The organism is Tychonema sp. LEGE 06208 (assembly GCF_015207505.1).
GTDB lineage: Bacteria > Cyanobacteriota > Cyanobacteriia > Cyanobacteriales > Microcoleaceae > Microcoleus.
This window is the reverse complement of the sequence record NZ_JADEWT010000046.1, coordinates 24,614-46,097: the sequence shown is the minus strand read 5'-3', so window position 1 is coordinate 46,097 and position 21,484 is coordinate 24,614. Positions and strand designations below refer to the sequence as shown.

Below are 21,484 nucleotides of genomic sequence, written 5' to 3'. Positions count from 1 at the left end.
GATATTGAACACGATTTTAGTGCCTTAAAGCGAGCCAGAATGTATGCTCCTGCTGGCACATCTTTAGATGAACTTATCTGTGCCTACTGCGCTCAATAGTGTCTCTTTTTTATTTGAAATGACTATACTAATAAAAAAATATCTCGATCGCCCAAACAGCTCAAAATCCGCTCATAGAGATATCTCAGTCACAGAAATATTACCGCCAAAACACACGTCAACATCAGTTCCCGCCGCCCGATGGCGATTCCCATATTCTCCAACATAATAAAAGTATTCTCCCTCCATTTTGTACTCAACCGGCAGCGGCTCAGTCGAAGGCTTGCAAAACACAATTTCCGGTTCCGCACTTCCCGGCGCTAAATGCGGAAAATTCACATTCCAGAAACACCCCGACTTTGGTTCCCGTTGCAGCAAATCCGCCAATACTCGGGATGTCCAGCGAGTCGCGACATCCCAGTCAATTTCGAGCGGCCTTTTAATCCGGTGGGAAATTGCGATACCAGGAATACCGTGCATTGCAGCTTCCCGCACCGCAGCCACCGTACCCGAAATGTACACGTCAACGCCCAAATTGCCACCGGCGTTAATCCCCGAAAGCACCAAATCCGGCTTCGCACAAAGGTGATGAAGAGCGATTCGCACGCAGTCTGCGGGTGTTCCCCCCACAGCATACTCAAATTCCGATCGCCGATCGACATGAATCGGACTGTGAGCCGTCACCTGATGCCCGCAGCCCGATAACTGCCCTTGGGGAGCCACCATAATTGTTTTGCCTTCTACAGCCTGCAAAAGTGCCTGAATCCCCGGAGCGTCGATGCCGTCGTCGTTGGTTAAAATTATTGTCATTAAAAAATTGTCGCAGCTCTCAACCAACTTGTGGTAAAGTTTTGTGTCGATCGCCCGATCGAATTATCAGCACAAGTTCAGTTAAACGCGATCGCAGCTATGTTTTTACCAATTCTACCCTTAGCTCAAGCAATTGCCGCACCTCCCACCCAACAGCAACTGATTATCCAGCCAGAAGTCCCCCTACCGGAAAACGAACGAGATGTGCAGCCGCCGCCGCCAAGCAGCAGCCCGCTGAATACTGTGACAGTGCCCCAGCAAGTGCGCGTTTTGCCGGGAAAACTCGACAACATTCCCGTTTTCAACAGCAACAGCCCGGAAGTCGTGCAAACCGAAGGCATTTTGCTCTCCACATTTCCACCAGAAAGCAAACAAGTACCTTCTGCACACTTAAACTTTCCCTTCAAAGGTCGATTTGATATCTTCGCCCACCACATCGCCAAAGCTAAAAATCGCAACGAAACTCGCACCTTATTTCAAGGAATAATTGTCTACAATCCCAACTCGGAAGCTGTTACTTTAAAAGTCTTGCAAGGAGCGACCTATTTAACTCAGCCGGATGCGTTGTTTGTCGATTTGCCGTCGTATTTAGAAAATCGATTCGGCACAGTGTTTGCGGGGCCTGGAAGCCGGATTACCAGCGATGTGCTGCGGGGGTACAGACAAGCCATTTTGCCCGCTGCCATCGAGATACCGGCCATGCAGAGCCGAATGCTGATGAATTTGCCGATACCTGTGGGGAATATTAGGCCTGCTTCCAACGGGCGATCGACTTTGATGCGAATGTCGAGCAGCAATTCGGTTTATGTTGCTAGTTTAGCAATGTTTGCTCCTCCAACTAAAAATGGAGTCGAACAATCTCCGACATTAGAACAGTGGGAAAATATTTTAAATACCAAAGGTTTAGCGGGGCCGAGAGATTTGGCACCAACTCCGCAAGACGAAAATCCGCTGCAAAAAATTTACGGCCGCGTGGCGGGAGTAGCTGAAGGTTCGGAGTGGAAAGCTAAAATTACTGATAATTCTAGAACCGATTATTTAACTGTTCCCAAGCGCGGCGAGTCATTTTCCTATGCTCTGAGCACTACGGATACGGGTACTTTTGGCACAGGCCAAATTCAAAGCGCTAAAATGTTAGCTCGCTATCCCGATACTGCTTATTTTGCTCACGGCAATTACGGAATTCAATACAACTTAGCTTTTCCGCTTTACAACAAATCTCGCGAGTCTCAATCGGTGAGTATTAGAATGCAAACACCGATTAAAACAAATACAAAATCGGGTGGATTGATGTTTTACGATCCGCCGGAAAATCGGATATTTTTCCGAGGTACGGTGCGGGTGATATTTAATGACGATACGGGCAAGACTTTGACGCGCTACATTCACATTGTGCAGCGCCGGGGACAGCAGGGGGAACCTTTGGTGAATGTGAATATGAAGCCGGGGGAACGCCGTTTGGTTCAGGTGGATTTTTTGTATCCGCCGGATGCGACGCCGCCGCAAGTCTTGACAGTGCGATCGAGTAATTAGTTTATAGTCAGTAGTCAAAGGTTTGTAGTGAGGACTTTAGTCCGCATCAAGAAAAACTAAAATGTAGTCCATTGGGCTTTTTTTACCTGCTCACGCACTTGCCCATGTAGCACTCTCATCAGCTCTTCTATCACTCCCTTTCGCCACTGCAAGTAAAGCCAATATACGGCCCTTGTAAGGGGGCCAATCCTTGGGTAGGTCTTACCAATTGCAGCCATTTTTTAGTTGATAGAAGATTCCGTCTAAGATTTCTCTTTTTGTCCAGTTACATGGTTTAGTTAGCTTCTTCCTGGGCAATATCTCATGTAGTATGGGTTCAATTATTTCCCATTCTGAATCCGTCAGACTGCTACAATAAGGCATGGCTGCTGCTGCTGGATAATGCTTTTGCGGTCACGTATAACAGCATAAAAGATGTCAAACGGGTTTTATAGAGGCTCAAAACGTTTGCACCTTGGTTGTTCGTCTCTGGCTAAATTTGGGAATTCACCAATAAACCTACTATTTTTCAAGCTGTGTAGCCTCGTTTTTCCACTGCGTACACTTTTTCAGCAAGCCCTAAGTAGAAATCATTGACAAACGTCTTCAGATGAAACCCTTGCCTGACAGGGCTTTCAGAGATAGCGTGAAAAGTAAGGACAACATCCGTTGCACCAAAAAGTCGCGCCACTCCGTTCTTCGATTGAACCCGATCGCCTTTGACCAGTTTGTTTGGTTTAAAATATAATAAAGTTTTTCCTGAATCATGAGAAAATAAATTTTACTGGCATATCTATAGGGGAACATCCATCATGGCAAGAAGTAGTAGCGGATTTTGGAGCGATTTCTGGAAGTTTTTAGTTCAGGGAAATGTCCTTGAACTGGCAGTTGCCGTCATCATTGGTGGAGCCTTTGGAAAAATCATTGATTCTTTAGTCAAAGATATTATTACTCCCATTCTTCTTAATCCTGCTTTAACGGCTGCGGGAGCTAAAGACCTGGAAAGTTGGGCACCAGGAGGTATAAAATGGGGTGTTTTCCTGGCATCTGTAATTAGTTTTGTGATTATCGCCTTTGTTATTTTTCTATTACTCCGAAGCGTAGAATCTGCAAAAAAAAGATTAATTCGTCGGCAAGCAGCAGAAGCAGAAGCAGAAGTTGCACTTGTTGATGCTGCTACTCTCAACCAGGAAAAGATGACAGAAGTTTTAGAACGCTTAGCAAAAGCATTGGAATCGCGTGGTATTTAGAGCCTACGTAAGTAACCAAACGAAATTAATTAGATAAAGATTATTTAGGCTGTAAGGCTTTCAGGGGATATTTTGTGTAGTTAATTTTGTACAACTACTTAATACTTGATTTTTAGGGGATGCAGGCAAAAGTTTAGGCTGTTATCTCCTTTTTTGCACACTAAGACTAAAGATATTTCAAAAGCCTTCTTTGCGATTTCGTAACCGGCATCCTGAATCCAAAGTTTGGTGGTGATAAACAGTATTTTTCATAATTTTCCTTTTACGTATTTCCGAATTGCGTGCTTTTTTAACGCTGAGAAATTACACGTTATTAACGTTCAATTTGGAGATGCTTTCTTTATTATCGAGGGTATGGCTGTAGGCATAGTTCAGGCCTATAGAACCCATTTGACATCTATTCCAGACTTATTACCACAACTAGGTTTGGGGCGAATCAGTAGAATCCTAAATTTAGGCTAGAATAGTTGCCCTGTAAGGATTTTACAAAAGATGTTAAATGGGTTCTATAATCATAAAAATCCTTTTTGCAATACTGAGATGTTCCCGACTGAAGTCCTGACTACGAACCTCAGAGTAAGGTTTGTAGTCAGGACTTTAGTCCTAATTAAAGTGTCAAAGATTGAGGATTTGTCTCAATCAATTTGGCTAAATCTTTCAAGAAAGATGCAGCGTCAGCACCGTAAATTACTCGGTGATCGCAAGTAATATTCACCTGCATTTGTCGCTTCACTCCCATCAAACCTTCCTCGTTTGCTACTACTTGCGGCCGCGAAGAACCGATCGCCAAAATCGAGCCTTGATTCGGCGGCAAAATCGCGTCAAACTTATCTACTCCAAACATTCCCAAATTGGAAAGAGTAAAAGTTCCCGTGCTGTATTCATCGGGTTTTAGCTGTTTGGCGCGGGCGCGATCGACTAAATCCTTCCAAGTGCGGGAGAGAGAATATATGTCGAGGCGATCGGCATTTTGCAACACCGGCGTAATCAAACCGCCGCCCTCCATCGCCACCGCTACCGCCACATTAATATCAGCGCGGTGTTGAATTCCCGACTCTACATAACAAGCATTCAGCAGAGGATGTTTTTGTAAAGTTACTGCTACAGCCTTCGCCAGCATAGCCGTCATCGTGACGCCCTTCGACTTAATTTGTTTGTAGAGTTTGTCCAGATTATCAGTAGTAATTGTGTAACCCACGCGGAAACAGGGCACGCTCAAACTTGCTTCCATGTTGCGTACCACCGCATTTTGCAGCGCGTTCATCGGTACTCTGTTACCGGAAAGCGCCACTGCTGGGGCTGGTGCGGGTGCAGGTTTGGCTGCTGCGGGTGCGGCTGCTGCGGGTGCGGGAGTTGCGGGGACTGTTACCTGTTGCTGAACCGGGGCTGGTTGGGCTTTACCGGCTGCTGCTTCCACGTCTTCTGCAACAATGCGACCGTTGGGGCCGCTGCCTTTGATCGAATTCAAATCTACTTTAAATTCTTTGGCTAATTTGCGAGCGCGGGGAGAAACGACGCTGCGGCCGTTTTGGCGGCTGACGTTTTGCTGCAAACCTGCTGATGCGGTAGCTGCGACTGGGGCGGAGGCTGCTGGGGCTGGGGCGGAGGCTGCGGTTGCACCTGCTCCTTGTTTCTGAGCTTCTGCAATTTCGGCTTCTGTTTCTGCTACTAGGGCGATCGCGGCTCCCACCGTCGCAACTTCGCCAGCTTGTACAATAATTATTGCTAGATAGCCTTCGTAGAAAGATTCGACATCCATGTCGGCTTTGTCGGATTCAACTACGACTACGGTTTCGCCCTTTTCTACTTTGTCTCCGGCGGATTTGACCCAGGAAACAATTTTGCCCTCTGTCATGGTAGAACTCAGGGCTGGCATGAAAACTTCGCGAATCATCTGTAAAAAGTCCTTTTGATTTGGTAATTGGCGATCGGTATTTGGCGATTGATAATTGGCGATCGGCAATCGGCAATAATTATTATGATGCCAGCCTCTAGTCCGAAGATGTGCGACTATCAACTCAAAATTACATACCAATTACCAATTACCAATTACCAATTACCAATTTCTAACTTCTAAATATCACCTCGAATTTCTTCGACTATGCCGTCGCGGAGTAGAATTTCTACTTGCATTTTTTGAATCAAGTTTTCTCCCATCCCGACGGTGAACGTGCCGTCAATTTGACCTTGACTAACTTCTTGTTCGAGGTCTAAAACCTGTACTTGTTGGAGTTGTTGCAGGTTTTGGTTTTTTTGTTCTAGCAGTTCGCTCTTTCTTTGATTCACTTGCACTTGAATGTTTTCTATTTGCTGCGTTACTTGCGGGCCTGGGGGTTGCAGGTTTTGCTTTTGGATTTCAGAAATCATCCGGCTCCCTTGCATTTCTAGCTGTTGTAGCTGAGAATCTATTTGGTTGATTTGGCCTTGGAGCTGTTGTTGAGCTTCTTCTTTCCAGCGGGGAGTAACGATGACTTTCACGCTAATCGATCGCTTCAAGAGTAATTGTGGTTCCATGTTGTTGCTTGTCAATTATCAAGGGGAATTAGTCATTAGTCATTGGTCCTAAGTCATCCGTCATTAGTCATTAGTTCGCAAACATTTCCTAAGGACTGAGGACTCGGATTCGAGACTAGGGCGTTGGTGTCAACTTAACCTCAAACCTACGATCGGTCTTCTGTCTGGCGATTTAGGCCAGATCCCGCCTAGCCCAGGGCCCGCACGCCCCTAGGTCGGGGGGGATAAGAATCTTCTCAAAGTCAACCCCTCTTCTTAAGGGGGATGCGAGGGGGATCTGGCCTCTGCTATCAACCAGAGATACAAAGGTTTTCAGGCGATTGTTGACACCAATTGGGACTCGGGTGTTGGGATCATTTTTGCTTTTCCATTCCCCAAGTCCTGCGAATATTTTCAAAACATCCCGTCAATCATATCGCGGTAGTGTTCAGTCACAACCGGGCGCTTAATTTTCAGGGTCTGGGTCAACATTCCATTTTCCATTGAAAATGGCTCCTGAATCAACCGGAACGGGCCGATGCGATCGTCCGCGCGGTATCCAGGGCGATTTTTCACCTCCCGGTTCAACTCTTGGCGGAATAAGTCTTGAATTATCTTGCTATTCCAGTCAATTTCCTGTATGGGCGGACTCTGAGTTTCGCCCCATTTCAGTACGGCTTCTGAATTGGGGACAATTAAGGCGCCGATCGATTTCTGGTCTTGACCTACTACGATAATTTGGTCGATGTAGGGGCTGCGGATGCAGGCATCTTCGATCGGCTGCGGTTCGATATTTTCGCCGTTGCTGAGGACGATCGTATCTTTGGCCCGCCCGGTCAAAACTAAGTCGTTTCCCGGTGTCAGCCAGCCTAAATCGCCGGTGTCAAACCAGCCCATCGAGTCCATCACCTTTGAGGTAGCTTGGGGATTGAGATAATAGCCCGCCATGATTTGCGGCCCTTTTGCCAATACCAAGCCGCGCTGGCCCGGAAGCAGTTGCTGCCGAGTCTCCGAGTCTACTATTTTAATTTCCGTACCTGGAATAGGCTGTCCGGCAGAACCTTTAAGATTGTGCCAAGGGCGGCGGACTGTCAAAACCGGGGATGTTTCGGTTAAACCGTATCCCACCAACAAACCGATATTCGCAATTTCAAAGAAATTGTCTAAATGCGCGGCCAAAGAACCGCCACCGCTGATTGCCCACTTAAAACGTCCTCCCGTAGCTTCCCGGACTTTTTGGTAAACGAGTTTTTCGGCAAGGGCGTAAACGGGCGACAACAGAATAATTTTGATCCGGGCGATCAAGTTTTCAGCAACTGAGGCAGGTTGTAAATTGAGAGTTAATCCTTCGACAATCCGGCGGGATTCTATGTATTTTTGGCTGGCAGATAACAGGAAATTCACCAATTTTTGTTTGTTGGGAGGCTGTTCCCGAAATTGCTTTTGTACTGCCTCGTAAATCGATTCCCAGATGCGCGGAACGCTGACCATGTACTGGGGTTTGTAAGTTTTAAAGTCTTGTTTGAAATAGCGAATGCTGGTGTAAATTTGGGTGCATCCTTGGGAAAACATGAAATATTCAACCGTGCGTTCGTAGGCGTGCCAACTGGGGAGGATGCTGAGAACGCCATCGCCGGCTTCGGGCTGGAGAATTGTCCCGAAGGTGGTGATTTGGTGCAGCAAATTGCCGTGGGTCAGCATAACGCCTTTGGGTTTGCCGGTGGTACCGCTGGTGTAGAGGAGAGTGGCGAGGGTTTGCGGGTTGTGGTTGGTGGGTTTGAGGGTGCTACTTGCCCCTGTGGCCATGACTTCGGAAAATTTGACTGTGTTGAGGGTTTGGTTGGTTTCCGATTCTTCGTCGGAGAGGAGGACGACGAGTTGAATGGGTAAGTCGGGGAGGCGGTGTTGGAGTTTTTTGAGTAATGCCTGGTTTTCGACTACTAAGGCGGTACTGCCGCTGTCTTGGATGATGTGGAGGAGTTCTTCGGGGTCGGCGGTCGCGCCTCGAACGACGTTGGCGGCCCCGGCGGTCATGATGCCTTGGTCGGCTATCAGCCAGCGGGGGCTGTTGTCGGCGAAGAGGGCGACGCGGGGAGGGATTGCTTCTTCGGGATTGGATTGGATGCCGAGGGCTTGCAAGCCGCTGGCGAATTGCTGGATTTGGTGGTAGAGGTCGGTGTAGGTGAGTTTGATTTCGGGCTGGCTGTGGGGGTCGTGGAGGGCGACGGTTTGGGGAAATCGCTGTTTGACGATCGCCCAAATTTCGGGTACGGATTTAATGGAACTGTAATCGATCAGGCGGCTGAGGTTCGCGCGATCGCGATCGGTCATTTGAGACAATGTGTAAGACGCTGGGTCGTTCATAGTTATTTTTTGTGAGTTTTGGGCGATCGAAGTATTTGGTAAATTTAGCATCTCTACTTTTGTGCATAATACCTTTCTGCATAATACCTTTCTGCCGAAAAAATATAAGTTGACGGTTTGGTAGCGGTATTTCGTAAATAAACATCGCTATAGCACTTCTCACAAATATGAGGGATTGATAGATCCCCCCAATCTCTCAATCCCCAATCTAAAATCTAAAACCTAAACCTCACCTTTTTGAGAAAGTCAACCTAGGGTGCATCGCCAATCACAACTCTGGCCCCACAACGCCGGATTAAACCAGCGACGCACCCTACAACTTATCACTTCAGTAAACCCTATTGAACCTGTATCTCAGCTTTTTGAGAGGGGTTGACGAATACTCACCTATCTAAAGTATGAATAATCGCGAACCCGCCCGATCTAATTTATGTTATATTGCAACTCATATCCCCAGATAATTGACTGAAACGGGCATTTTCTCGGTAGTCTACCGGACAGTCAATCACGCAGGGAACATCTTGAGCAAGCGCTTCCTTCAGGATAGGAATCAAATCGCTAGCAGCTTCCACGCGATAACCTTTTAAACCCATACTTTCGGCAAATTTTACAAAGTCGGGATTGCCAAATTTGATGAAATCTGAATGGCCAAACTGATCTTCTTGCTTCCATTCAATTAACCCGTAGCCGCCGTCATTAAAGATGAGAGTCACAAAATTAGTACCGACGCGCAACGCAGTTTCTAACTCTTGACAGTTCATCATAAAACCGCCGTCGCCGGTGGCTGCTACTACTTTGCGATCGGGATAAACGAGTTTTGCAGCCACCGCGCCGGGAATCGCAATTCCCATTGCCGCAAATCCGTTGGAAATTAAACAGGTATTAGGGCGATCGCAATGATAGTGCCGCGCGATCCACATTTTGTGAGCTCCCACATCAGATATGACAATATCTTCCGGGCCCATGACTTGCCGCAAATCGTAAATGATTTTTTGCGGCTTGATCGGGAAACCGTCGTCTGCTGCATATTGTTCGTACCCAGCGCGAATATCCGCCCGCAATTGCTTCGCAAAAGGGTCTACTTTTTCCATGCGATCCGCGCGCTGCAAAATTTCATTGAGGGAATCAGAAATATCCCCCACAACTTCTACAATAGGAATATAACTGCTATCAACTTCTGCAGGCAAAGCTCCAATGTGAATAATCGGAATTTTCCCGTCAGGATTCCACTTTTTCGGGGAATATTCAATTAAATCGTAGCCAACAGCAATCACTAAATCCGTTTCTTCAAAAGCACAGCTAATGTAATCTCGCTTTTGCAATCCCGTCGTCCAAAGTGCCAAAGGATGAGTGTAAGGAATTACGCCTTTGCCCATAAAAGTATTAGCTACTGGAATATTTAATCGAGTAGCAAATTCTGTCAAAGTATCGCTGGCGTTAGCGCGGACTGCGCCGTTTCCTACTAACAGCAAAGGACTTTTTGCCTTAGAAATTGCTATGGCTGCTTTATTCAGGCTTTTGTAAGCGCCAAAAGTTTTTTCGCGGTTGTCTTTGGTGAGCGGCTTTCCTTCCACAGGCATTGCGGCGATGTTTTCTGGCAAGTCAATATGAACGGCTCCGGGCTTTTCGCTTTGAGCAACTTTAAAAGCTTTGCGGACGATTTCTGAGGTAGTGCTGGGACGGACAATCTGAGCGTTCCACTTAGTAACAGGCGCAAACATAGCCACCAAATCTAAGTATTGGTGCGATTCTATGTGCATTCTGTCTGTACCGACTTGTCCGGTAATTGCTATTAGAGGAGCGCCGTCTAAGTTGGCATCAGCAACTCCTGTCATTAAGTTAGTTGCGCCGGGGCCCAAGGTGGACAAGCAAACGCCGGCTTTGCCTGTGAGGCGGCCGTAAACGTCGGCCATGAAGGCTGCGCCTTGTTCGTGGCGAGTAGTAATAAATTTAATTGAAGAGGTTCTTAGGGCTTCTAAAACTTCTAAATTTTCTTCTCCGGGAAGTCCGAATACGTATTCTACGCCTTCGTTCTCTAAACATTTGACAAGTAGTTGAGCTGTGTTCATTTCGGCTTTTTCCTATTTAAATGGAGGCGGTATTTTTGACAAATCTTTCGTCAAAATACTAGATTAATTTTAACCGCTAATGAATGCGGATTGACGCAGATTAATTGATGTTTTGACGAAAAATTTGTCAAATTTTGTTTATTTTACCCACACTGTTTTGATGTTGACAAATTCGTGAATTCCTTGGATGCTCAATTCGCGTCCGTAACCGGAGCGTTTGATGCCGCCAAAGGGCAGTCTGGGGTCGGATTTGACTAAGCCGTTAATGAATACTGCGCCGGCTTCTAGTTCCGAAATAAACCGATCGCTCTCTGTTCTTACTGTAGTCCAAGCTGCGGCACCCAAGCCAAAGGATGTGCTGTTAGCTAGGGCGATCGCCTCATCGATGCCTGCAACCCGGAATACTAAGGCTACCGGGCCGAAAAACTCTTCTTGACGCGCCGCAGCATCCGCAGGAATATCTGACAGGATAGTTGGTAAGTAAAAATTGCCCGCCTTCTCTGACAGCGGGCGGCCGCCAGTGAGAAGTTTGGCCCCCGATTTGATACAGGTTTGCACTTGACTGTCCAATTCTTTGAGGATTGCTGGGGTAGCTAAAGGGCCGATATCGGTTTCGGGCAACATCGGATCGCCTACTTTTAATTGCTCGAATTTTTCGATAAATCCTTTGATGAATTCGTCGGCGATTTCTTCTGCTAAAATAAAGCGTTTGGCGGCGATGCAAGATTGGCCGTTATTCAGCATCCGCGATGTGACTGCTGTTGATAAAGCTAATTCTAAATCGGCGCTGGACATTACAATAAATGGGTCGCTTCCTCCCAATTCCAACACTACTTTTTTGAGATTTTTGCCGGCATTTGCTGCCAAACTTTCCCCAGCGGGTTCGCTACCGGTGAGAGTTGCTGCTTTGATGCGATCGTCCGCAACTATCTTAGCTACTTTGTCGGCTCCCACTAACAAAGTTTGAAAAACTCCTTCGGGAAAGCCAGCTTCCGCGAAAATTTCTTCGATTTTCAAGGCGCACTGCGGCACGTTGGAAGCGTGTTTGAGCAAGCCGACATTGCCCGCCATCAGCGCCGGTGCGGCAAACCGAAAAACTTGCCAAAATGGGAAATTCCAGGGCATGACGGCTAAAATAACGCCCAGCGGTTGGTAGCGGACAAAGCTACTGCTAGCGTCGGTGGTTGCCGGTACGTCTGCCATAAATTGAGCTGCATTTTTGGCGTAGTAGCGGCAAACTAAGGCGCATTTTTCTATTTCGCCGATCGCCGATTTGAACGTTTTGCCCATTTCCAGCGTCATCATTTCGGCGTAAATTTCGCGATCGCGCTCCAAGATATCCGCAGCTTTTTGCAGCCAACTTGCTCGCTGCTCAAACTGCAAGTCGCGGTAATTGTTAAAAGCTTGCTGTGCTAATTCCAGCTTAGCTTCAATTGCCTCATCCGTTATCTCCTCAAAAGTTGAGAGCGTTTCTCCCGTTGCTGGATTGATAGTAGCAATAGTCATTGTTTCATCTCCTTTTCAAAAAACACAAAACTCCCTTATAGTTTGCAAGCTAACTGGGAGTTGTTGTATAGATGTATTACAAAATTGAAATTTGCCAGCCATACTTTTAGGTCTTCCTAACTTGCAACTCCCGATATTTGTTTAAATGTCTCAATTTTCAATTATACGGCAGGGGAGCAATCGCAAATCTTAAGAAATTTTGTTATTAAAGTTTATGTTCGCCGTCAACCTGTTTGAAACCGACTGCACCTGTCAAACAGACATCTTGCACCATTGTCAAGAACGGGCCGCAGAGCCCGTTCCACAAGAAAATTCATCTCTTGTGGGATGGGCAGGAGATCCCGTCCATAAAAGGCTTGTTGAGAATGGTACAACATCTGGGTTAAACAGACTTCTCCTCAATGTAATTCTGCACGTAAGACTGATAGTAATACCTGCTGCCCTTATCGTTATTAGCCACCATTCCCAACAGCGGAATTCCTGCCATTTTCAAATCCTCAAAAGCTAACAACAGTGCCTCCCGCTCAGTTTGATGCAGCCCAACTACCAGCATCAATCCGTTAGTTTGACCGGCCAACAAATTTGCATCTGCCAAACCCAAAAGCGGCGCAGTATCGTAAATAACTAAGTCAAAATGACTTGCCAAAGCTGCCATTAAATGCTGCATTTTTCGCGAAGAAAGCACCTTGGTGGGGTCTGGAGGTACTGGCCCGGATGTTAACACAAATAGGTTTTCATCCCTGGGCGATCGCACGATCGCATCTTCCACATCCAAATCCTCAGCAATCACGTTGTGCAAGCCTTGCCAGTTCGGCAAACCGAGCATTTCGTGCACCTGCGGCCGCCGTAAATCCGCATCCACCAACAGCACTTGCTGGCCCATTGCAGCCGCCGCCCGTGCCAGATTTACTGCCACAGTAGACTTGCCATCAGCTACTTGACAAGACGAAATTACACAAGAATTGATCGGAGTATCAACGTTTAGCAACCGAATATTAGCATTGAGCGATCGAAAAGCCTCTTGAAAAGCATCCGTCGGCATCGGCGAAATTTCCACATCCACCGAAGTCTTCTCAGCAGGCGGCAGTCTCAAAATTTTATCGCTAGCAGGAATTATCCCCAACAAAGGCAGGTGAATCGAATGTTTGACATCCTCGGGAGTCTCGAACACCGTTTTATTATTAAACCGTTCCGCCAACTGCGCCATCAGCATACCGAACACCAAACCAGCCAATCCCCCCAAAGCCAAATTCAAAGGCATAATCGGAGCAACAGCCATCAACTCGCCATTTCTATAGCGCGGAATTTCCGGCTTCGCAATCACCTCCCAAGCCACCTCTTTTTGACCCACAGCTTCTAGCTGCAAAGCTTGCTGTTTCGCCAGCAAACTATTCAGCGTATTATTAGTCAACTCCGCCTCCCGCTGCAAATCCGAATAGCGGCGCAAAATCACCGGAAATCCTTGAGAATATTGATTCAACTCCTTAGCAGCTTGTTCCAAAACCACATTTCGCACCCCCAGCACCTGAATCAAATTAGCAGTACCGATAAACTGCTCGATCAACTTAATCCGCACCGGATCTTGAAAAGCCAGCACCTGCGAATTCACCTTAGCCAAATCAGTTCCCAAAACTTGTTGGGCTTCTTTCTGCAACAAAGGAATCAAATTATTGCGCTGTTCTCGCAACAATTGAATTTGTGGAGTTTGGTCTGTATATGTAGCCGAATTAATGGCAATTTGCCCTTCCAATTGCTGTAATTGAGTCAGCATTGCTTGATAGCGGGGAGCTTGACTCAAAGCCGAAGCCATCAGCGCTTGTTTCTGGTTCAATCCGAGCTGATTTTGCAGGTTAGCATAGAGCAATCTCTGCTGGTTGAACTGTGTTTGCGCGTCCAATCGTTGCGCTTGAATTTGACTAATTTGTTGCGCTAATTGTTGGCTCTGAATTTGCGGATCGATGAAATTGTACTGCTGCCGCAACTTTTGAATTTCGGTTTGCAGAAGTTGTTGGCGCTTTTTTTGGTTGGGAAGTTGCGATTTCACAAAATCCAGACTCTGGTTAATTTGTGATTTGGTATCTTGCACGCTGTAGTTGCGGAAACCAACGGCCACTTTTTCCAAAACAAAATTAATTTTTTTCGGATCGTAATCTCGATATCTAACTTCGATAATTTTGGTATTTTTGAACCGATTGACTGACAGCCTGGTTTGTCCCGAAAACGGTAAATTATCTGCTTTTTGGTTCAAAAGGTAGCTGTAATTTATTTCGGGATATTTAGCCTGCAATTGTTTAATAATTGGCGACATCACTTGCGGGCTTTGCAAAACTTGAATTTGCGATTCGTAGTCAAAACCAGGATTTTCCGCACTTCCGGGACTCGCTGGTTGCACTTTCAGTTCGCCCGCATAGATTTTTGCTAAAGTTTTTTGCGTAATAGGGGCTTCTACTAATAATTGAAACCGCCCTTCGTATTCGCTTTTTTGAGTCAACGTCCAGGCAAAAACTCCTGTTGTCACTGCCACTGCTACGCCGATGACTAAGAGGGAACGCCTGCGACAAATCTCCCAAAAACTTAACTCTTCTTCCTCTGTGTTTTCCCTATCTAAAAATTGATTGTCTTGATAAACCGCTGTTGATATGTTTTGCCGTTCCCAAATTTTTCTATTGTTATTAAACTGTGTTATTTGAGACTTTTTCCCTGGTTTCATTTGATTTTACAACTTATTAGTTTAAACGTCTGTAAGGCTGGAGTCGTTTCATTAACCCGGTTTCTGACTAGATATCTAGTTACCCAACTGAAAATGTTTCTAGAAAACTGGTTTTTGAAGCCCTAGCGCTAGTCTATTCAAATCACCGAAAAATATTGAACAACCGAAAAATTCCCAACAGCGGGCTCAAAGGAGCGAGAGTTCCGCCTACATTATCCGAGAAGGTAGCACGGCCCGATCGCCTTACCATAATTACATCATTATTTTGCAGTTTGGGATTAGTTTCCTCATTGGCTGTTGCGGAAAAATTTACCTTAACACTTAGCCGGGAAACAGTACCGTTAGGATTCAGGCGAATTAAATCTACAGAATCCATTTCGGCGCGCGATTTATTAAAACCTCCGGCTGCTACCAGCGCTTGATTTAAAGAAGTGTTGGGCACCATCGCAAACGATCCGGGTTTCACGACTTCTCCCACAATGCTCACCTTAATCGTATCCGGTGAAAAAGTAGAATTAGCCACTTGTTCGCCTTCGACTGCATCAAGATTGTCGGCTTTGGGAACAATTACCGTATCTCCCTGTTGCAGCGCTAAATCTTGAGATACATCTCCCCCTTCCAAAAGTTGCCATAAATTCACATTAATAATTTGTTCCGTACCCGCGCGAGTCAGGCGGCGAACTTGTATTTGTCTGATATCGGCTACCGGCGTAATGCCGCCAGCCATTTTAATCGCCTTAGTTACAGTTTGCTGTACGAGAGTTTCCCCACCTGCGGGAGTTTCGCTGGCGCCAGCAAACAAACCAGAATTTGCACCTATTTCATTGTCTTGTACTCTACTTTGAACCTCTTTTGCCAGAGTATAAGTACCGGGGCGAGTTACTTCGCCCACCACAGCAATATTAATTGGTTGAGTGCTTTGTCCGGTAATGTTAGCTACTGCTAAAGTCGGTGCTTCTTGACGGTTGAGGCTAGTTACAGTGGGAATAAATATCGTGTCGCCGTCGCGCAAAGTCAAATCGGCGCGCAAATCGCCGTTTTGCAATAATTCCCACAAATCCACACTAATAACTTGTTCCGGTGCGTTGCGCTGGGGGCGACGGATTTTGATTTGCCGCACGTCTGCTGATTGGGTAATTCCTCCCGCCATTCGCAGAGCCCGCGATATCGTGGGCATTTGAGTGCCAATTTGTTCTGAGGTGCCTCCGGGGCCTGCTGCTGAGGATATTGTATAGGCTCCGGGGCGGTTGATTTCACCGGCGATCGCAATTTGCAAAGGACGCGCCGCCAGCAGTTTCAGCGTAATCCAAGGACGTTTAAGATATTTGCCGTATAGCTCCTTGACAGCATTAGAAGCTTGTTCTAAGGTCATTCCGGCCACTTCCAGGCTGCCAATTAAGGGCAAACTCAGGGAACCGTCTGCCTGTACTTGGTGTTGACCGTTGGGGCCGCTGTATTCCGGGACGTTGAAAATGTCCATTTGAACGCGATCGCCCGCGCCCAAAGTGTAAACTTCCGATCGTACACTTGCAGGCACACTTGCCGGAAGTCCCGGAAATCCCGGCGCTACGGGTACGGATATCGGCTCGCCCGAAACAGGAGGAAGAGGAGGAGGAGGAGGCAAAAACTGAGCAGCCGCCGGAGACGAACCCACAGCCCCCAGCACTGAAACTGTTAAACTTTGGACAATCAAATTTTTGACGGCATTACTTGTCAAATAACCCAGCTTGCAGCTTTTGCTGGAAACATCTCTCCGGGTTCCTTTCCTCGAAACAGAAGCGAACAATCGAACCATTTCCGTCAAAGCCAAGAAAGCCCGAGGGTCAGGTTTTTTATCAAGTTGCACGCCGCGCGAAGAACTTTTCACCACCATCGCTTTTTGCCCCTATCCTCTTCCTACCCCGCCAACATCAAATGTAACCTAACTGTTCTAACTTGTTCAGAACTTTTTTAACACTCTCTTCTACACTTTCTTGCTCTGTGTAGCAAATAATCTCAGGATTGAGCGGTTCTTCATAGGGATCGTCAATTCCGGTAAAACCCTTAATTTCTCCTGCTCTCGCCTTAGCGTACAGCCCCTTGACATCGCGACCTTCGCACACTGCTAAGGGCGCTTTGACATACACCTCAACAAAATTTGGCTCCATCGCTCTAATTTCGTCGCGAATTGCTCTGTAGGGGCTAATAGCTGCGGTCATTGCGGCAACTCCATTGCGGCTCAGCAGGTGAGCGACAAATCCAATCCGCCGAATATTAGTATCCCGGTCTTCTTGGCTAAATCCCAAACCTTTTGACAAGTTGGTACGCACGACATCTCCATCCAAGATTTCCACTTTGCAGCCTCGACGCTTCAATTCTGGTTGGAGAGCTTCGCTGATAGTTGTCTTACCGGAACCGCTCAGGCCGGTGAACCACAAAATAAAACCTTTTTCCATTTTTAATTGCTTGGTTAGTAGTGAATAGTGGGGCAATTGTGCGATTTATTATTTTAATCTTTTGGTTCCCATTTTCTGATTGTTTTTGATTTGAGATGGGCTCTGATTTTCAGATTTTTATTAACCGCAGAGGACGCAGAGGACGCAGAGGAAGAGGTCAGAGGGAAGAGGAAAAATAGGTGGTCTTAAAATCCGTTGTACAATTTTTACGATCGCCTGTCGGCTGCGAGCCGTCTTTTCGCAAAAAACCCGGTTTCTGGCCCCATGCGTAACTAAAATCTAAAATCTTCATGTCTTCTCTCTTAAAAGCAGATGTTTTGGTAGTCGGTGGCGGCACCGGCGGCACTGCAGCAGCCGTGCAAGCAGCCCGCCGCGGTGCCAAAACTATTTTAGTCAGCGAATTCCCTTGGCTGGGAGGAATGCTGACTTCCGCTGGCGTTTGTGCTCCCGATGGTAACGAATTAGCAGCTTTTCAAACTGGTTTGTGGGGTGCATTTCTCCGGGAACTTCAGCAGCGACAGCCGGGAGGTTTGGATTGGGGCTGGGTCAGTTTTTTTACTTACGATCCCCGCGTCGGTGCGGAAATTTTTGCTGATTGGGTTAAGTGTTTGCCGAACTTGCACTGGATTTCTGGACAAATAGCTCGCGATGTGATTTGCGAAGGTAACAGAATTTCTGGCGTTCGGTTTGCAGATGTTACTGTGTTGGCCAAAGTCACTTTGGATGCAACGGAATTGGGAGATTTATTGGCTTTAGCGGAAGTCGGGCACCGCTGGGGTTGGGAATTTCAAGCTGAGTGGGGAGAACCCAGCGCGCCGATCGCCCCTAACGATCTCACACAACGGTATTCGGTGCAAGCTCCGACTCGGGTGGTTGTCATGCAGGATTTTGGGGAAGGCGCTGCGGCACCAGAAATTCCCGCGCCTCCGGTGGACAATCCCGATCGATTTATCGGCGCTTGGAAAGATTACACTCCCGAACAATTTCTCAACTACGGCAGGCTACCGGGGGGATTGTTGATGATTAATTGGCCGATTCGCGGTAATGATTATGGTGAAAAGGTCGATCGACTAATTGAATCAACAGCATCTCGACAAGAATTCCTCCAAGAAAGTTTTTGGCACAGTCAAAGTTTCGCGCGCTTCATTCAAACTCAACTCGGCCGCCGCTACGGTTTAGCACAGAATATTTTCCCTATTTCAACGATCGAAAATCAACAAAATTCCTCGCTTCTTGGTTCTTTCGCCTTACATCCTTACTACCGAGAAAGCCACCGTTTGCGGGGAGTACAAACAATTCGAGAACAAGATATTTTGCCGGTTGTCGGTGGAAGAGTTGCGAAATTGCCGATAAATTCTCAGGGAATTTGCGAGACAATTGCGATCGGCAACTATGCCAACGATCATCACTATCCCTGCGGCGACATTCCTTTGCAGCCAAAATCCATCCGCTGGGGCGGCCGCTGGAGTGGCACTCCGTTTACAATTCCTTACAGCGCCCTAATTCCTGCGAGTGCAGACGGATTGCTGGTTTGCGAAAAAAATATTTCTGTCTCTCACATCGCCAACGGTGCAACTCGCTTGCAGCCGGTGGTGATGAATATCGGACAGGCGGCGGGGATGGCGGCGGCTTTGTGCGTGGAAGCTGGATGTGGGCCGCGCGATTTGTCGGTGAGGGTTTTGCAGGAAGCTTTGCTGCAAGATTCCGAGGCGAGGGCGGCGGTTGTTCCTTTATTTAATTTGACACTGGAGCGATCGGATTGGCTCGATCGCCAGCGCTATTATCTCGATCGACCTGAAGCATATCCCGCCAGCGGCGAATGTCCTTCCTCAGATCCAAAATCGCGACAAACCCGGTTTCTCAACGAAACTTCTGTATTTGAACCCAGAACCTTGACATCTGAACTTAGTTTCTGCCCAAACCCCAGCAGTCAGACAGCAAATACCCACACCGAATTTTCGGGCATTTTCCGCCGCAAAGGCCCGCAAGACTGGACGCTAACCCTGACAAGTCCCGCATCCTTAGCCTGTCAAACTTGGCAACTCGTGACTTTGGATTGGGAAACTGACAGCTTTTTAGACAATTGCGAAACCGAACAGCCGATCGTAGTGTGGGGCTGGCCCAATAAAGCCGGTGGTTGGCTGCGGCTGACATCTGTAGCATTACAAGAGTAAGGTTTTTTGCAAAGTTCCGAAATTGGCAGAAATCTATCCTGATCGATCGGGCCAAGTCCGTATCAGGTAATAGACACTGACACGGATACTACCCATGCAAACCTACACTGCAATTGCTTTACTGAGCCTGTTGGGCATTACCTTGAGTGCCAGCGCCGCTCGAGCTTTTGAATCTCCAGCCCCAATGCTCGAAACTGCTACCGCCCAATATTATATGTTGTCAGCGCAAACTCAACAAAAGGGCGAGCGCGGCCCAGAGAGAGGCAGCGGACGCAGAAGCTTTATCGAGCCTAATGTGACTCATGCGCTACAAGATTTCTAATATTAAGGTATCTCAGCGAGTGCCACAACTGAGTTGGTTCGGGCCGTTGGTTCGATCGATCTGATTTTCTGAAATTCTAATTTTTCAGGTTAAACGGTAACTGCACTTTTTGTTGACACTTTTTAGGAGATTCTTTGTGTGCGATCGATGTTAGCATATAAATCTGCAACCGCCATCTAGCTAGAGATAGATTCTAGTATTTGGCGGTTTTGTTTTGAAAACGCTTTCCTCTGCCCCATCAGACCCTCGCCCGTTGTCGGAGCCACTTCAAATTCCTCCGCTCGCAATACTTATTTACGTTCTCCGCCAGCAGGTGCGGTTTAATTTTTCAACGGCTGTACTATAATTAACGTGCGATAACTAACTTAAATATAGGTAAACCCTGAGTGCAGAGGGTGGAGCAATCTACTTAAATTCGCCAATAAGAACCACTTATTCGGTGTCGGTCGCATTTAAGCCAATGCCCCAGAGAACTCAGGGAAATTAATAGGCCTGAATATTAGGATAGCTGCCAAGCTTTCCGGCGACAGTCGGCTATGCTAGATTCGGCGATCTCGCAATAATTTAGTGGAGGATCGCAAGATGCCTCCTAGTTTGGCTATTTCGGGGATTGTGATGAAAAATGACTCTTTAGATCTGGTCAAAAGCCTCAGCCCTAGTGCAATGGATCAGATCATGCTATATCTGGCGTTTAGCGCCATGAGAACCAGCGGGCACAGGCACGGGGCGTTTCTAGACGCGGCCGCAACGGCGGCTAAGTGTGCCATTTATATGACTTATATGGAGCAGCGCCAGAACCTGCGGATGACCGGACACTTGCATCACATTGAGCCTAAACGGGTAAAGGTGATTATTGAAGAAGTCCAGGAAGCTCTGACTAAGGGAAAATTGCTGAAAATGTTGGGTTCCCAAGAACCTAAATATTTGATTCAGTTTCCCTATGTCTGGCTGGAACAGTATCCTTGGTTCCCTGGTCGCCCTCGCATTCCGGGAAACAGCTTGAATGCTGATGAAAAAAAATATCTCGAAGGAAAGGTTCCGGCTAATCCGCCTGATGCTCAACTGATCAATTCTTTTCAGTTTATGGAGTTGATCGAGTTTCTGCACAGGCGATCGCAAGAAGATATGCACCCAGAAAGGCGAATGCCTTTGAGCGAAGCTCTAGCAGAACACATCAAGCGCCGCTTGATCTATTCGGGAACAGTTACTCGCATAGATTCTCCTTGGGGAATGCCGTTTTATGCTCTCACCCGCGCTACCTACTCTCCTGCAGAGCAGGAAGAGCGCACGTTTACGATGGTGGAGGATACGGCTAGATATTTCCGGCTGATGAAAGATTGGGCGGAAAAGCAACCGAAGGTGATGCGAGTTATGGAGACTTTGGATATCCCACCGGAACGGCTGGATCGAGCTGTTGAAGAATTAGATGAAATTATTCGCAATTGGGCCGATCGCTATCACAAGCGAGGCGAACCAACGATGGTTGTACAAATGGTTTTTGGGCCGCAAGACGACGACGCTTAATATCAGGAAAGCAGTTGGCAGTTGTTAGTTGGTAGTTGGCAGTTGGCAGTTGGCAGTTGGTAGTTGGCAGTTGGCAGTTGGTAGTTGGCAGTTGGCAGTTGGTAGTTGTTAGTTGTTAGTAATTAACAGTCAACAGTCAACAGTCAACAGTCAACAATCAACAGTTAGCAGTTAGCAGTTAACAGTTAACAGTTAACAGTCAACAGTTAACAGTCAACAGTCAACAGCTAACAATTCAGTCATTAGTCATTAGTTATTAGTCGATCGCTCGAAACT

The 21,484-nt window shown here is 47.0% G+C and carries 15 protein-coding genes and 1 pseudogene; 6 read left to right on the top strand and 10 right to left on the bottom strand.

The annotated features are described in order from the left end of the window. Positions 1-99 (top strand): annotated as a pseudogene (locus tag IQ263_RS14115) (IS630 family transposase); the annotation flags it as partial. 72 nt (positions 100-171) lie between these two features. Here the strand turns inward: IQ263_RS14115 and surE are convergent. After that, a complete protein-coding gene (gene surE / locus IQ263_RS14110; RefSeq protein WP_194067977.1) occupies positions 172-849 on the bottom strand; it encodes a 5'/3'-nucleotidase SurE in 678 nt (225 codons plus the stop codon). A 99-nt stretch (positions 850-948) separates the two neighbouring features. Between surE and IQ263_RS14105 the strand changes: the two genes are divergently transcribed. Beyond that, positions 949-2,382 carry a DUF3370 domain-containing protein gene (locus IQ263_RS14105; RefSeq protein WP_194067980.1) on the top strand — a complete coding sequence of 478 codons (1,434 nt, stop codon included), beginning with the start codon at positions 949-951 and terminating at the stop codon, positions 2,380-2,382. Between the two features lie 201 nt (positions 2,383-2,583). On the opposite strand, the gene IQ263_RS29830 is transcribed toward IQ263_RS14105, so the two are convergent. After that, complete coding sequence (locus IQ263_RS29830) at positions 2,584-2,745, bottom strand: transposase (RefSeq protein ID WP_194067976.1); 162 nt, start codon at positions 2,743-2,745, stop codon at positions 2,584-2,586. 428 nt (positions 2,746-3,173) lie between these two features. Between IQ263_RS29830 and mscL the strand changes: the two genes are divergently transcribed. After that, positions 3,174-3,611, top strand: a complete 438-nt coding sequence (gene mscL, locus IQ263_RS14095) for a large conductance mechanosensitive channel protein MscL (RefSeq protein WP_194067975.1) — start codon at positions 3,174-3,176, stop codon at positions 3,609-3,611. Positions 3,612-4,218: 607 nt separating this feature from the next. Here mscL and IQ263_RS14090 read toward each other — a convergent pair. The 8 genes from IQ263_RS14090 to cysC form a co-directional block, all read right to left on the bottom strand. Then, positions 4,219-5,505, bottom strand: a complete 1,287-nt coding sequence (locus IQ263_RS14090) for a dihydrolipoamide acetyltransferase family protein (protein ID WP_194067974.1) — start codon at positions 5,503-5,505, stop codon at positions 4,219-4,221. A gap of 179 nt (positions 5,506-5,684) precedes the next feature. Next, positions 5,685-6,125: a YlqD family protein gene (locus tag IQ263_RS14085; RefSeq protein WP_194011841.1), complete on the bottom strand. Its 441-nt coding sequence runs from the start codon at positions 6,123-6,125 to the stop codon at positions 5,685-5,687. A gap of 393 nt (positions 6,126-6,518) precedes the next feature. Beyond that, on the bottom strand, positions 6,519-8,468 hold the full coding sequence (locus IQ263_RS14080; RefSeq protein WP_194067979.1) for a long-chain fatty acid--CoA ligase: 1,950 nt from the start codon (positions 8,466-8,468) through the stop codon (positions 6,519-6,521). 428 nt (positions 8,469-8,896) lie between these two features. Then, positions 8,897-10,537: an acetolactate synthase large subunit gene (locus IQ263_RS14075; protein ID WP_194067973.1), complete on the bottom strand. Its 1,641-nt coding sequence runs from the start codon at positions 10,535-10,537 to the stop codon at positions 8,897-8,899. Positions 10,538-10,675: 138 nt separating this feature from the next. Further along, positions 10,676-12,043 (bottom strand): NAD-dependent succinate-semialdehyde dehydrogenase, encoded by a 1,368-nt coding sequence (locus IQ263_RS14070; protein WP_194067972.1) that lies wholly within the window; start codon positions 12,041-12,043, stop codon positions 10,676-10,678. A 382-nt stretch (positions 12,044-12,425) separates the two neighbouring features. Beyond that, on the bottom strand, positions 12,426-14,753 hold the full coding sequence (locus tag IQ263_RS14065) for a GumC family protein (RefSeq protein WP_194067971.1): 2,328 nt from the start codon (positions 14,751-14,753) through the stop codon (positions 12,426-12,428). Positions 14,754-14,895: 142 nt separating this feature from the next. Beyond that, positions 14,896-16,620: an SLBB domain-containing protein gene (locus tag IQ263_RS14060; RefSeq protein WP_370589099.1), complete on the bottom strand. Its 1,725-nt coding sequence runs from the start codon at positions 16,618-16,620 to the stop codon at positions 14,896-14,898. A 43-nt stretch (positions 16,621-16,663) separates the two neighbouring features. Continuing rightward, complete coding sequence (cysC, locus tag IQ263_RS14055) at positions 16,664-17,188, bottom strand: adenylyl-sulfate kinase (protein WP_194067969.1); 525 nt, start codon at positions 17,186-17,188, stop codon at positions 16,664-16,666. Positions 17,189-17,478: 290 nt separating this feature from the next. Here cysC and IQ263_RS14050 point away from each other — a divergent pair, with 290 nt between their 5' ends. The 3 genes from IQ263_RS14050 to hetR all read left to right on the top strand — a co-directional run bounded on the left by IQ263_RS14050 (position 17,479) and on the right by hetR (position 21,208). Continuing rightward, on the top strand, positions 17,479-19,362 hold the full coding sequence (locus tag IQ263_RS14050; protein WP_194067968.1) for an FAD-dependent oxidoreductase: 1,884 nt from the start codon (positions 17,479-17,481) through the stop codon (positions 19,360-19,362). Between the two features lie 94 nt (positions 19,363-19,456). Next, positions 19,457-19,684 (top strand): heterocyst-inhibiting protein PatX, encoded by a 228-nt coding sequence (gene patX / locus IQ263_RS14045; RefSeq protein ID WP_194011834.1) that lies wholly within the window; start codon positions 19,457-19,459, stop codon positions 19,682-19,684. A 615-nt stretch (positions 19,685-20,299) separates the two neighbouring features. Then, complete coding sequence (gene hetR, locus IQ263_RS14040) at positions 20,300-21,208, top strand: heterocyst differentiation master regulator HetR (protein ID WP_194067978.1); 909 nt, start codon at positions 20,300-20,302, stop codon at positions 21,206-21,208. Positions 21,209-21,484 lie beyond the last annotated feature (276 nt).